12 protein-coding genes are annotated in these 12,318 nt (G+C 61.5%); 8 read left to right on the top strand and 4 right to left on the bottom strand.

The genetic code is table 11. The features are described from left to right. Window positions 1-82 precede the first annotated feature (82 nt). The 3 genes from ISP19_RS15305 to ISP19_RS15295 all read left to right on the top strand — a co-directional run bounded on the left by ISP19_RS15305 (window position 83) and on the right by ISP19_RS15295 (window position 2,793). Window positions 83-1,066, top strand: coding sequence for a fumarylacetoacetate hydrolase family protein (locus tag ISP19_RS15305; protein WP_204683265.1), 984 nt, complete (start codon window positions 83-85; stop codon window positions 1,064-1,066). Between the two features lie 113 nt (window positions 1,067-1,179). After that, window positions 1,180-1,680 (top strand): thiol peroxidase, encoded by a 501-nt coding sequence (gene tpx, locus ISP19_RS15300; protein ID WP_204683264.1) that lies wholly within the window; start codon window positions 1,180-1,182, stop codon window positions 1,678-1,680. A 186-nt stretch (window positions 1,681-1,866) separates the two neighbouring features. After that, the gene (locus ISP19_RS15295; protein WP_204683263.1) at window positions 1,867-2,793 is read left to right on the top strand and encodes a 2OG-Fe(II) oxygenase; all 927 of its coding nucleotides are present in this window, start codon (window positions 1,867-1,869) and stop codon (window positions 2,791-2,793) included. 84 nt (window positions 2,794-2,877) lie between these two features. Here ISP19_RS15295 and ISP19_RS15290 read toward each other — a convergent pair whose 3' ends face one another. Both ISP19_RS15290 and gap read right to left on the bottom strand, forming a co-directional pair. Then, a complete protein-coding gene (locus ISP19_RS15290) occupies window positions 2,878-3,288 on the bottom strand; it encodes a group III truncated hemoglobin (RefSeq protein WP_204683262.1) in 411 nt (136 codons plus the stop codon). Window positions 3,289-3,396: 108 nt separating this feature from the next. Then, on the bottom strand, window positions 3,397-4,410 hold the full coding sequence (gene gap / locus ISP19_RS15285; protein ID WP_204683261.1) for a type I glyceraldehyde-3-phosphate dehydrogenase: 1,014 nt from the start codon (window positions 4,408-4,410) through the stop codon (window positions 3,397-3,399). Between the two features lie 165 nt (window positions 4,411-4,575). Here gap and ISP19_RS15280 point away from each other — a divergent pair, with 165 nt between their 5' ends. Then, complete coding sequence (locus ISP19_RS15280; protein WP_204683260.1) at window positions 4,576-5,040, top strand: OsmC family protein; 465 nt, start codon at window positions 4,576-4,578, stop codon at window positions 5,038-5,040. A gap of 54 nt (window positions 5,041-5,094) precedes the next feature. Continuing rightward, window positions 5,095-5,904 carry a S1/P1 nuclease gene (locus tag ISP19_RS15275; RefSeq protein WP_204683259.1) on the top strand — a complete coding sequence of 270 codons (810 nt, stop codon included), beginning with the start codon at window positions 5,095-5,097 and terminating at the stop codon, window positions 5,902-5,904. A 20-nt stretch (window positions 5,905-5,924) separates the two neighbouring features. On the opposite strand, the gene ISP19_RS15270 is transcribed toward ISP19_RS15275, so the two are convergent. Then, window positions 5,925-7,946, bottom strand: a complete 2,022-nt coding sequence (locus ISP19_RS15270) for an alpha/beta hydrolase family protein (protein ID WP_204683258.1) — start codon at window positions 7,944-7,946, stop codon at window positions 5,925-5,927. A gap of 148 nt (window positions 7,947-8,094) precedes the next feature. On the opposite strand from ISP19_RS15270, the gene pyk reads away from it, so the two are divergent. From pyk to ISP19_RS15255, 3 genes are all read left to right on the top strand, one after another. Next, window positions 8,095-9,570: a pyruvate kinase gene (pyk, locus tag ISP19_RS15265; protein ID WP_204683257.1), complete on the top strand. Its 1,476-nt coding sequence runs from the start codon at window positions 8,095-8,097 to the stop codon at window positions 9,568-9,570. Between the two features lie 366 nt (window positions 9,571-9,936). Continuing rightward, window positions 9,937-10,389, top strand: a complete 453-nt coding sequence (locus ISP19_RS15260) for an energy transducer TonB (RefSeq protein WP_204683256.1) — start codon at window positions 9,937-9,939, stop codon at window positions 10,387-10,389. 138 nt (window positions 10,390-10,527) lie between these two features. Beyond that, window positions 10,528-11,532 carry a class I fructose-bisphosphate aldolase gene (locus ISP19_RS15255; protein WP_204683255.1) on the top strand — a complete coding sequence of 335 codons (1,005 nt, stop codon included), beginning with the start codon at window positions 10,528-10,530 and terminating at the stop codon, window positions 11,530-11,532. Window positions 11,533-11,617: 85 nt separating this feature from the next. Here ISP19_RS15255 and ISP19_RS15250 read toward each other — a convergent pair whose 3' ends face one another. Then, a complete protein-coding gene (locus tag ISP19_RS15250; RefSeq protein ID WP_204683254.1) occupies window positions 11,618-12,220 on the bottom strand; it encodes an outer membrane beta-barrel protein in 603 nt (200 codons plus the stop codon). Window positions 12,221-12,318 lie beyond the last annotated feature (98 nt).

Below are 12,318 nucleotides of genomic sequence, written 5' to 3'. Positions count from 1 at the left end.
GTAACCCGGTGGCGCGTAGGTGTGCCGCCGCAAATCGATGACGTGGAAGGCTGCGCGTGAACGCGGCCGACGGAGTGAAGGCATGAAACTGGGCAGTCTCAAAGAAGGCGGTCGTGATGGCACCTTGATCGTGGTCAGCCGCGATCTGAAGCATGCGGTGAAGGCCGCCGGCATTGCGACCACCCTGCAGGCGGCGCTGGATGACTGGTCCAATACGGCGCCGCGCTTGAACGCCTTGTCCGATGAATTGAATGCCGGCAAGGCGCCGAATGCCTTCGCGCTGGACATGGCTGCACTGGCTTCGCCGTTGCCGCGCGCCTATGAATTTGTCGATGGCAGTGCGTATCTGCCGCACGTGGAGCGCGTGCGCCGTGCGCGTGGCGCGGAAGTGCCGGAATCGTTCTACGTGGATCCGTTGATGTACCAGGCCACCAGCGCCGGCTTTCTCGGTCCGCGCGATCCGGTCGTGGTGCCGAGCGAAGATTTCGGCATCGACCTTGAAGCGGAAGTGGTCGTGGTCACCGACGATGTGCCGATGGCGGTCACACCGGAACAGGCTGCGGGTCATATCCAGCTCGTGGGACTGGTCAACGATGTCAGCCTGCGCGGCCTGATCCCGGCGGAACTGGCCAAGGGTTTTGGCTTCCTGCAATCGAAACCGCGCTCGGCGCTGTCGCCGGTATTCGTGACGCCTGACGAACTCGGCGATGCCTGGCAGGATGAAAAACTGCACCTGCCGATGCGCACCTGGCTCAACGGCAAGTGGTTCGGCGAGGCCGAGTGCGGCGTGGATATGCAGTTCAACTTCGCGCAGCTCGTGGCGCATGCCGCCAAGACGCGTTCGCTTACGGCGGGCGCCATCGTCGGCTCCGGCACCATCGCCAACCAAGACACCAGCAAGGGTGCATCCTGCCTGGCCGAGCAGCGCACGGTCGAAACCTTGCGCGATGGCAAACCGAGCACGCCGTTCCTCAAGTTCGGCGACACGTTGCGCATCGACGTCACCGATCAGCATGGTGCGTCGATCTTTGGTTCGATCGAGCAGGTCATTGCGCCGTTGAAGTAATGCGCGCGATCCCGCCTCGGCGGGATCGCCAAACCGCGACACGCGCAGGTGACGCGCCGGGACATCGGCGTTATCTTCGGGCGATGTTTTCCTCACACGCCAGGAGTTTCCCCATGTCCCAAGTCACCCTCAAGGGCAATCCGATTCAGGTCGACGGCCATCTGCCGGTCGTGGGCGACAAGGCACCTGCTTTCAGCCTGGTGGCCAAGGATCTGTCCGACGCCACGCTCGCCAGTTTTGGCGGCAAGCGCAAGGTGCTGAACATCTTTCCCAGCGTGGACACGCCCACCTGCGCCACCTCGGTGCGTCAGTTCAACCAAAAGGCCAGCCAGTTGAATAACGCCGTGGTGCTGTGCATTTCGGCGGACCTGCCGTTTGCGCAAGCGCGTTTCTGCGGTGCCGAAGGCCTGGATAACGTGGTGACGTTGTCGACCATGCGGGGCCATGATTTCCTCAAGCATTACGGCGTTTCGATTGCTTCCGGCCCGCTCGCCGGCCTGGCGGCGCGCGCTGTCGTCGTGCTGGACGAACACGACAAAGTGCTGCACACCGAACTGGTCGGCGAGATCGCGCATGAGCCGAACTACGAGGCGGCACTGAAGGCGCTCAGCTAAGTTCTGCATGGTGCCACTCCCTTGGGGCTCCCAAGGGAGCGGTGACCAGGCACCCCTTCAGCCGATCTGGCGCGTGTGGCATTGGCTGGCGCGTACATCCGCCTTTATGCTTGGTGGCTTCAAGCCGGCGGGGACGGTTCGGCCGGTGATGGTGCGTAAGCACGACTATGGCTCAGGGGTGTAGTTATGCAAGGTCCTACAGGGACGTCGATCATCAATCCGGCGGTTTTGGGCAAAGCGGCTGATGTGCGTCAGGAGTTCGTTTCGGCGCCGCCTTTTCCGCATGTCGTTATCGACGACTTCCTTGCGCCTGATTTTGCGCAGTCCCTGCTTGACGCATTCCCGGCGTTCGAGCGCGGTAATGCGATGGGGGATAACGGTGAGCTTGGCGGCAAGTCCACGGTAGACAAGGTTCGCGGCCTGGGTGCGGCCTATCAGCGACTGGACGATGCAATCAAGAGTCCGGAGTTCCTGCAAGCCCTCGGTACGATGACCGGCATCGATGGGCTGATCTATGACCCCTGGTACCTGGGTGGCGGAACGCACGAGAACCGCAATGGCATGGCCCTGGATCCGCATGTCGATTTCAACTATCACCCGAGCGAGCGTTGGCATCGCCGGCTCAATCTGATCGTGTACCTCAATCCAGTCTGGGATCAGGACTGGGGCGGTTGTCTGGAACTGTTCCGCGATCCGCATGCAGATCATCGGCCGTCGCGTTCAGTCAGTCCGGTCTTCAACCGTTGCGTGATCTTCGAGACGTCCGAGGTATCGTGGCATGCGTTTGACGCCATCCGCTTGCCGCCGGAACACGAGGGTCTGACACGCCGTTCGATCGCCCTGTACTTCTATACCAAGGATCGGCCGGCGGAGCAGACGGCATCGCGGCACACGACTTATTACGTCAATCGTCAACTGCCCGCGCATTTTGCCGAAGGGCGTGTGTTGTCGCGCGGTGATCTTGCCGAGATGAAGCATTTGCTGGAGATGCGCGATGGCCATATCCGCATGCTTTACTCAGAAAACACGGCTTTGCGCGAGGCGCAGGATCGTGGCCTGACCGGGCATCTGCTTTACCTCGCCAAGCGTGCATACGTGCGTTTCCGGCGTTGACGTCCTGGTCTGCTGGATGGAAAAGGCCGGACGTTTGTCCGGCCTTTTTTATGGCTCTTCGCGAAGATACGCGGTGACTGCCGTTTACTGGCGTCCAACCATCGGCAGGCCGAGCGGTCTTGCCTGCGAATGCTCAGGAAGCCCGAGCCCCAACCGCAGACTGCGGCCAATGCGTTCGGCGTGCTCGATCACCTGGGCGGCGCCAGCTTCGTCCAGGCAAGCCTTTGCCGTGGTTTGCCACAAGGCCAGCCAGCGCTCGAAATGCTCTGCGCGAATCGGCTGCATGCGGTGTACCGCCATCGGGTTGCCGCGATAGCTGCCGGCGCGCAGGGCGACCGACGCCCAGAACGAGACCAGGGTGCGCTTATGTTCGTCCCAATCGTGCACGGCGGCGTTGAAGACCGGGCCGATCAGTGGATCGAGACGTACTTGCTCGTAAAAGCGGTCGACCAGCCGGGCTATTTGTGTTTCATCGAGTGGAGCTGCGTGCTGCATGTTCCGCATGATAATCCCGGCCTTGCCTGCACGCGATGTGGTGAAAAGCCGCCGCAAGAAAAAAGCCGGGCAAAGCCCGGCTTTTTCGCATGCAGGCAACGCGGCCGATTACTTGGCCGTCGCCAGCGCCTTGGTCATGTCCAGCATACGGTTGGAGAAACCCCACTCGTTGTCGTACCAGCTCAGCACCTTGACCAGCGTGCCGCCCATGACGCGGGTCTGGGTGGCGTCATAGATGGAGGAATGGGCGTTGTGGTTGAAGTCGATCGACACCAGCGGCTTGGTGTTCACCGACAGGATGCCCTTCAGTGCACCGTTGGCGGCTTCGTTGATGACCTGATCGATTTCTTCCTTGCTGGTATTGCGCGCAGCCACGAAGGACAGGTCGACCACCGATACGTTGATGGTTGGCACGCGCATGGCGAAACCGTCCAGCTTGCCGTTGAGGTCCGGCAGCACCAGGCCGACCGCGGCAGCGGCGCCGGTCTTGGTCGGGATCTGCGAGTGCGTAGCCGAACGGGCGCGGCGCAGGTCGGAGTGGTAGACGTCGGTCAGCACCTGGTCGTTGGTGTAGGCGTGGATGGTGGTCATCAGGCCGTGCACGATGCCGATCTTGTCGTGCAGCACCTTGGCCAGCGGCGCGAGGCAGTTGGTGGTGCAGGAAGCGTTGGAGATTACCTGATGGGCGGCGGTGATCTTGTCGTGGTTCACGCCGAACACGAAGGTGCCGTCCACGTCCTTGTCGCCGGGAGCGGAGATGATCACTTTCTTGGCGCCGGCGGCGATGTGCGCGCCGGCCTTGGCCTTGGAGGTGAACAGACCGGTGCATTCCAGCACCACATCCACGCCCAGTTCGCCCCAGGGCAGCTTGGTCGGATCGCGTTCGGCGCAGACCTTGATGCGGTCGCCGTTGACGATCAGGTCGCCGCCGTCCACCGAGACCTCGCCCGGGAACTTGCCGTGGGCCGTGTCGTACTGGGTGAGGTGGGCGTTGGTCTCGGCATTGCCGAGGTCATTGATCGCGACGATCTGGAACTCGTTCGTGCGACCTGCTTCGTACAGCGCGCGCAGAATATTGCGGCCGATACGACCGTAACCGTTGATGGCGACCTTGATGGTCATGGGACAGCGTCCTCCGAAGTGATGGCGGGCAGCAAAGCGGCGGTCCAGGCGGGCCGCCGAAACGCGCATTTTAGCCCGAACCCGGGGCATCCCTCATCCGGGGCTGGCTCTGCCGGCCGGGTGGGGGGCAGGATTATGCGAATACCCCTTCCCCCGGAGAAGTCCATGAGTGGCGAACAATTGGTCGAACTGAGTCTGGAGCAGGTCGAGGATTATGAATTCCGGATCCGTTTCGACGGCACCGCCATGCCGGACCTGATCACCGATGAAACCAAGCCCCTGGGCGGCGAGGTAGGTCCCAACCCCTCCCGCCTGCTAGTTGCCGGCGTCGCCAATTGCCTGGTCGCCAGCCTGCTGTTCGCCTTGCGCAAGTTCAAGAATGCGCCAGGCAAGCTGTCGGCCAAGGTTCGGGGAAGCCTTACGCGCAACGAACAGGGACGCTTGCGCATCACCCACATCGCGGTGGATCTGCAGTTGGCCGACGTCGTCGCAACGCTTGAGCACGCCGATCGCGCCCTGGCTCAGTTCGAGGACTTCTGCATCGTCACCGAGAGCGTGCGGCAAGGTATTGCGGTGGACGTGAGTGTGCGCGATGCCAGCGGTGTGCTCGTGCACAGCAGCAACGTCTGACTGTCACGTTGCCTGTGGCAAGATGCGCCGCTTTCCATTCACGAGTTCGCTTGCATGTTTTCCGTCCGTCGTGTCGCTGCTGCTTTGTTCGCTACGCTCGCCATTGCTCCGGCCGCACAGGCCTGGGGGCCATTAGGTCATAGCGTTGTGGCGGAGCTGGCGCAGCGTCACCTAAGCCCGGCGGCGAAAGCGGAAGTGGCGCATCTGCTTGCGCTGGACCACACCACCTCGCTGGCCGACATCGCCAGCTGGCCGGATGAAATCCGTGACGATCCCAAGCAACAGGATTTGTGGAAGCAGACGCGTGCGCTGCATTACATCGACTTCCAGGGCGATTGCCATTACACCCCGCCACGCGACTGCAAGAATGGCCAGTGCGTGGTCGAGGCGATTCCGCACTACCTTGCCATCCTCGGTGATCGCAGCCAATCCGATGAGGCGCGCCTGCAGGCGCTGAAATTCGTGGTGCATTTCGTTGGTGATATCCACCAGCCTCTGCATGCGAACTATCAGGAAGACGCGGGCGGCAACAAATACCAGGTGCAATTCCAAGGGCAGGGCACGAATCTGCATCGCGTGTGGGATTCGGGCTTGCTCAGCACGCGCAAGATGGATTGGAAGTCTTACGCGGACATGCTTGATGGCGAAGGCGCCGTGCCGCTACCGCCGTCGATCGCACCTTACGACAATGCCGCCGTGCTTTGGGCGGAAGAGTCTTGCCAGATCACGCGCAACATCTATCCGGCCAATCACAAGATCGATCAGGCCTACATCGATGCAGAGTTGCCAGTGGCCGACACCCGCCTGCGCGAAGCAGGCAGGCGGTTGGCGGAGGTGCTCAATCTCGCGTTGCAGAACGGGTGAGCGCTTTTCAGGCCAGCCCGCTATGGGCTGGCTTTGGCTTGAGTCTGTTTATCTGACGCCATATCGCTTGAGCCGATATGGCTGTCGATGAAGCTCACGATCTTTTCATAAGCTTCTTCCCGATGTTGGGGCAGAAAGAAGCCGTGACCTTCATCGGGTTCGACCAGGGTTTCGTAATGCTTGTTGTCCTGATCCAGTGCCTTGGTCAATTCCTTGAAATTCTTGAACGGCGCACGCGGGTCTTCGCCGCCATGGATCAGCAAGAGATCGGCCTTGATGCGGTTGACGCCGCTGAGCGGCGAGCGGCGCAACAGGTCATCCTGGTCGTAACCGAGGGCGAGCTTTAAATACGCATCGCCTTTGTCAGTTTGCTCCGTGTCGCTGTTGCTCAGCTGCACGCGCAAGTCGTAGACGCCCGAATACCCAACCGCGCACTTGTACAGATCCGGTTCGCGTACAGCGCCTTCGATTGCGGCATAGCCGCCATAGCTGGCGCCGTAGATGCAGATACGTTGCGCATCGGCATAGCCCTGGTGGATGGCCCATTCGGTGGCATCGGTAAGGTCATCCTGCATGCTCAGGCCCCACTGCCGGAAACCGCGTGAGACGAAATTGACGCCATAACCGCCAGAGCCGCGATAGTTGATTTGCAGGACCGCGTAGCCACGATCGGCGAACATCTGCGTTTCCGAATTGAATCCCCACGTGTCGAAGATCCAGTGGGGACCGCCATGCGGCAGCACGATCAGCGGGAACGGCTTGTTGCCGGCCGGCACGGTCAGAAAGCCATGCAAGAGCAGCCCGTCCCGGGTCGTCAGTTCAATCGGTTGCATCGGGCGCATCTGGTGCGCGTCGATCCAGGGCATGGCGCTGAATACGTAGCGTGCGTTGCGCGTGTCCAGATCGAACAGGTAGTAGTCGCCCGGATTGCGATCGCTGACCACCCGCACGATGGCGCGCTTGCCGTCACGTGTGAAGCTGGAAAAGTAGGCCAGCTGACCAGGAAAGTTGGCAGCCAGGGCTTTGCTTAGTTGGGCTTCCGGACTGTTTTCATTGAGATAGAACAGTTTCTGCTCACCATCGTTGGTGATGATGGCGTAGTAATCCAGGCCATCGGCGGTCGGCAACAGCTCGCCGGGATCGGCGAACTGGCCTTGGTACACCTTGGTGAATGTGTGATTGGCCAGATCCATCAGTTCGATGGCGTCGGGCCGATCGCCATGCGCCATGCGTACATAGAGCTTGCTGTTATCGCGATTGAATCCGATGGGGGCGAATTCGACGCCGGATTTGCCCGGGTCGTTGAGCACCGTCCATGCATCGCTAGGCGAGGCGCGAAGCCAGACCATGTCGCCCTTGAACTGATTGTCCGCATAGGCCACACGCACCTGGCCGGCATGATCGGCAATCAGCTTGGCATTGGGGACCGGGGAGTTGCCCTGGCTGACCGCTCGTCCATTGCGTATATCAAGAATCTCGGCTTCAGTGAAGCTTCCTGCACGCTCGTGGGTGAAGTCGTTGACCGCGATGAGGATCTTGTTTTTATCGATGGGATAACGGCTTATAGGCTCCGCATAGGCGTTGCGCTTTTCCGTCGTGTGAATCAGGGTGCCGGTCTGCGGACCGCCCGCGCGATAGCCGAACAGGTCGACCTGATCGCTGCCGTCCGCATTGGTGGCGAAAAGTTCGCCGGTTGGTAGTGGTGTGTCCAGGCCGCCGCGCTGGGTGGCCAGCGTTGCCACGATGCGGTCATCGCTGGCCCAGAAATAATCGGCGATGAGCGTGTTCGAGGCGGAGCGCAGCACGTGCACTATCTTGGCGGTCTTCGCGTCGACGATGCCGATCAGGTTGCCATAGGGATTGTCCGGCAGCGGCACGAGTGCCGCGAGGTAGCGGCCATCCGGGGAGATGGTGACCTTGGAAAAGTCCGGCTGTCGAATGAAGTTGCCGATGGGTATCGGACCATGCGCGGCAGTATTGGGGGCTGCGTCAGCGGCGGCTCCCTCATGAGTTATCAAGAGAGAAGTTACGAGCAGGGCCATTAGGCCCCATTTACGTCTAGCCATCCATTTTCCCCTTTGGATTTTTGCGGCGATGCGTCACGGTATGCATTCGTTTGCATAGCTGGTGACTGTCCGAATACGAGTGTAGTTCTGTTAGTCTCCGAAGACGACTACGAACACCGAAGCGATGACTACCGATACTCATTCCCGCCGCACCAAGATTGTTGCCACCCTGGGCCCCGCCACCGATGCGCCGGGCATGCTTGAAAAAATCATCGCCGAAGGCGTGGATGTGGTTCGCCTCAACCTGTCGCATGGTCAGTCCGATGATCATCGTGCCCGCGCCGTGGCTGTGCGCAAGGCGGCCGAAAAGGTAGGGCGCGAAGTGGGCATCCTGGCGGACTTGCAGGGGCCGAAGATCCGTGTTGAACGCTTTGCCAACGGCCCGGTTGAACTGAAAGACGGCGATACCTTCGTGCTGGATTGCCGTGTCGATGCGCCTGCGGGCGATGCATCGCGTGTCGGGGTGAGTTACCTCGGCCTGCCGCAGGATGTGAAAGCCGATGACGTGTTGTTGCTGGATGATGGCCTGGTAGCGTTGACGGTGCTTGAGGTGGTCGGCACGGAAGTGCGTTGCCGGGTATTGATCGGCGGTCGTCTTTCCGATCGCAAGGGCTTGAATCGTCAGGGTGGTGGCCTGTCCGTGTCCGCGTTGTCGGAGAAAGACAAGGCGGACATCAAGCTGGCCGCCGAGATCGGTGCGGATTTTCTTGCGGTGTCCTTCGTGCGTTCCGGTGCGGACATGGAGCAGGCACGACGCCTGTTGCATGAAGCCGGTGGTAATGCCTCGCTGGTCGCCAAGATCGAGCGCGCCGATGCGATTCCGGTGTTGGGTGAAATCATCGATGCGTCCGATGTGGTGATGGTGGCGCGTGGCGATCTTGGCGTGGAAATCGGCGACGCCGAGCTACCGGGCCTGCAGAAAAAGATCATCCGCGAGACGGTGCAACGGAACCGCGCCGTCATCACCGCGACACAGATGCTGCAGTCGATGGTGCGCTCGCCGATTCCGACCCGTGCTGAGGTGCTCGACGTCGCCAATGCTGTCATCGATGGCACCGATGCAGTGATGTTGTCGGAAGAGTCGGCAGCGGGCGCGCACCCGGACAAGGCCGTCGCTGCATTGCGCCGTATCTGCCTGGGCGCCGAACGCCAGTTCGAACCCAAGGAAGACATGACCGCCAGCGGCGGCCACCGCCTCGATCGTACCGATCAGGCGATCGCGCTGGCGGCGATGTTGCTGGCCAGCGAAGTCGGTGTGCGTGCAATTGTGGCGTTGACCGAGTCGGGCGCCACGGCACAGTGGTTGTCTCGCTATCGCAGTGCGGTGCCGATCTATGCGCTGTCGCCGTTCGACGATGCGCGTCGTCGCATGCTGGTACTGCGTGACGTGCAGCCAGTGAAGTTCACCCACGACACCTTGAACCCCGCCGTGTCGGCACGCGAGGCCGTGCGTCAGTTGTTTGCAGCCGGCAAGCTATCGGAAGGCGATCGCGTGGTGCTCACCCACGGCGATCACATCGGTCGCGGTGGCGGCACCAATACGCTGAAGCTGCTTTCGGTCGGTGCGGATGGCATGGTGGAAAGCCTGCGCGATCTTTGAACAGCGGAGCGCTTGGCTGTCACGCAGATGCATGGCGGTTGGCTAGGGCAGGCCCTAGGGTCTGTTAGCACTATTGGCGTAGCCCGCGTTGCCGAGGAGTGGTCGTCAGGTGGTAGTGCGTGGTGCAGGCTTGGCTGGCTGCCAAGGCAAGCCGCGCGCTGCCGCATGGTGGCCACTCCTCGGCAACCCGAAGGGCCGGGTCTGTTTGCCCACCATCCTGCCTCATCACTCAGTCGTGTACCGACGTACACTCCCTCACTCTTCCTTGACTGGCGTGCAAACAGCTTCCGGCGCGGGCCACGCCAATAGTGCTAACAGGCCCTAGACTAGGTTCCATCCCCAACCGCCATACCTCGGAGGCATGTCATGCACGCTTTGACTCGTTTCGGCCAATCCCTGCTGGTGGCCGGTGTGCTTGCTGCCGCCATGCCTGCCATTGCCCAGGAGGCGCAACGCGTCGCGCCGGAGCAGCTCTCCAGCAACTGGATACTGATCAACAATCCCCGGGAAGGCATCCAGGTCGATGTGCCCAATAGTGGCGTGAACATCTACAAGCCGGGTTGCGTGGCGGTGACCTACACCATCGGCTCCGATGGCGTACCGATGAACCTGCAGGTCGCCAAGATGGTGCCACCGAGCGATCTCGGCAAGGCAGCGATCAGCGCGGTGTCCAAGTTCCGCTATGGGCCGTCGCTCAGCAACAAGAACGAAACCCCGATCTCCACTTATTACATCGTCCCGTTCAACTCGCCGGACGATAAAGCCCAGCAGGCCGCCTTGATGGCTCCCTGCAAGCTACCGGGCTACGCCCAGGGCTGATCGCGCCCCCGTTCGGTCCGTCTGGGCGCCGCCTGGACCGGTTGGGTCTATAATCGCGCCTTTTCAAACCTAACCGCCCGCACGGGTGGCGTCCTTCTCTTGCGGCGGTAAGCCGCCAAAGTTTTACGGAGTCGTCCAATGAGCATTGAAGATCTCGAGAGCATCGCCCTGGCGATGGTCGCGCCGGGCAAGGGCATCATCGCCATCGATGAGTCGACCAACACCATCAAGAAGCGCTTCGAGGCGGTCGGGATTGAAAACACCGAAGAGAACCGCCGCGCCTACCGTGAGTTGCTGTTGACCTCGCCGAGCCTCTCCGATCACATCTCCGGCGCGATCCTGTACGACGAAACCATCCGCCAGTCGACCAAGGACGGCGTGCCGTTCACCCAGGTGATGAAGAAGCACGGCATCATCCCGGGCATCAAGGTCGACAAGGGGCCGGTGCCGCTGGCCGGTTTCCCGGGTGATGTGGTGACCGAAGGCCTCGACGGCCTGCGTGAGCGCCTGGCCGAATACGCCAAGCTCGGCGCCCAGTTCGCCAAGTGGCGCGCGGTCATCAATATCAGCGAAGACAACCCCAGCTCCACTGCCATCGAAGCCAACTGCCACGCGCTGGCCCGCTACGCCGCGCTTTGCCAGGAGGCCGGTCTGGTGCCGATGGTCGAGCCGGAAGTGATCATGGACGGCGATCACAGCATCGAAGTCAGCTATGAAGTGCACGAAGCCGTGCTGCGCAGCCTGTTCAACGCGCTGTATGAGCAGAACGTGCTGCTGGAAGGCACGATCCTGAAGGTCAGCATGGTCATCCCGGGCAAGGATGCGGAAGACCAGGCTAGCGTCGAGGAAGTGGCCGAAGCCACCGTGCGCGTGCTGAAGACGACCGTGCCGGCCACCCTGCCGGGCATCGTGTTCCTCTCCGGCGGCCAGAGCGACGAACAGTCCACCGCGCACCTCAATGCGATGAACCGCATGGGTCCGCATCCGTGGCCGCTTTCCTTCTCCTACGGCCGTGCCATGCAACAGGCTGCGCTCAAGCTGTGGTCGAAGGACATGAAAGCCAACTACGCCGAAGCCCAGAAGACGGTTTCCGCCCGCGCCAAGGACAATGGTCTTGCCGCGCTGGGTCAGTGGAAGGGCTGATCGCTTCAGCCGGCATTGATCTGGCCATAAAGAAAGGGCGCCGTTGGGCGCCCTTTCTGTTTCAGCGTCAACCAGCTAACTGAGATCAGAAGCGGTATTCAGCGGAGACCGTGACGGCATTGGTCTGCAACTGCACGCCCTGGTTGCCGCTCTTGCCCTGGCCATCGTAGTAGTCGTAGTTCACGCCCACGCTCCAGTTCGCAGCAAGGTTGTAACCCACGCCCACGCCGGCATACGGGCGAATGCGCTCGAAGCGCTGGTACGAGGAATCATACGTGTCGGTCAGGCCGGAGCCCTGTGCATACATGGCGCCCGCGCGGATTTCGGCATACCAGCTCGGGTTGAAGTTCCAACGCAGGTTGGCGCCGAGGGTCGGGCCATACAGGCGGCCACGGTTCGAAGACACGTTTTCGGCACCCTTTGCATTGACGAAGCCCAGGTACTGGTAACCCGCTTCTACGCCGACCGAGGTTTCCGGATTGATGGCGAAGCGGTAACCGCCCTTGACGCCACCGATGTAGTTGCCTTGGTTGTCATACGGGCCCTTGTTCACCTGGCCATAACCGGCATCGGCGCCCACGTACCAGCCCTGCTGGGCAAGCTGAGCGGGGGCGGTCTGCGCGAACGCTGCGGGGACAGCGGCAAAACCGACGGCGGCGAGAGCAACAGCAAACAGCGTCTTTTTCATGGAGTACTCCTTGTTATGCATTGATCAGGTCGTCGGCACTTAGGGGGAAGCCGAAAGCCTGTACGCATGCGTGCGGCGATGCGTACGGGTTAGATGGG

This window comes from Dyella flava, from assembly GCF_016904955.1.
GTDB classification, from domain to species: domain Bacteria; phylum Pseudomonadota; class Gammaproteobacteria; order Xanthomonadales; family Rhodanobacteraceae; genus Dyella_B; species Dyella_B flava.
Note: the sequence above shows the minus strand (reverse complement) of the source record. Positions and strands in the feature narration are given on the sequence as shown.

What these genes read in the sequence shown, in the direction of transcription:
- ISP19_RS15270 (WP_204683258.1), bottom strand. Translation starts at nt 7,946, where the DNA reads ATGGCCCTGCTCGTAACTTCTCTCTTGATAACTCATGAGGGAGCCGCC.
- ISP19_RS15295 (WP_204683263.1), top strand. Translation starts at nt 1,867, where the DNA reads ATGCAAGGTCCTACAGGGACGTCGATCATCAATCCGGCGGTTTTGGGC.
- gap (WP_204683261.1), bottom strand. Translation starts at nt 4,410, where the DNA reads ATGACCATCAAGGTCGCCATCAACGGTTACGGTCGTATCGGCCGCAAT.
- pyk (WP_204683257.1), top strand. Translation starts at nt 8,095, where the DNA reads ATGACTACCGATACTCATTCCCGCCGCACCAAGATTGTTGCCACCCTG.
- ISP19_RS15260 (WP_204683256.1), top strand. Translation starts at nt 9,937, where the DNA reads ATGCACGCTTTGACTCGTTTCGGCCAATCCCTGCTGGTGGCCGGTGTG.
- ISP19_RS15250 (WP_204683254.1), bottom strand. Translation starts at nt 12,220, where the DNA reads ATGAAAAAGACGCTGTTTGCTGTTGCTCTCGCCGCCGTCGGTTTTGCC.
- ISP19_RS15280 (WP_204683260.1), top strand. Translation starts at nt 4,576, where the DNA reads ATGAGTGGCGAACAATTGGTCGAACTGAGTCTGGAGCAGGTCGAGGAT.
- ISP19_RS15290 (WP_204683262.1), bottom strand. Translation starts at nt 3,288, where the DNA reads ATGCAGCACGCAGCTCCACTCGATGAAACACAAATAGCCCGGCTGGTC.
- ISP19_RS15275 (WP_204683259.1), top strand. Translation starts at nt 5,095, where the DNA reads ATGTTTTCCGTCCGTCGTGTCGCTGCTGCTTTGTTCGCTACGCTCGCC.
- ISP19_RS15255 (WP_204683255.1), top strand. Translation starts at nt 10,528, where the DNA reads ATGAGCATTGAAGATCTCGAGAGCATCGCCCTGGCGATGGTCGCGCCG.
- ISP19_RS15305 (WP_204683265.1), top strand. Translation starts at nt 83, where the DNA reads ATGAAACTGGGCAGTCTCAAAGAAGGCGGTCGTGATGGCACCTTGATC.
- tpx (WP_204683264.1), top strand. Translation starts at nt 1,180, where the DNA reads ATGTCCCAAGTCACCCTCAAGGGCAATCCGATTCAGGTCGACGGCCAT.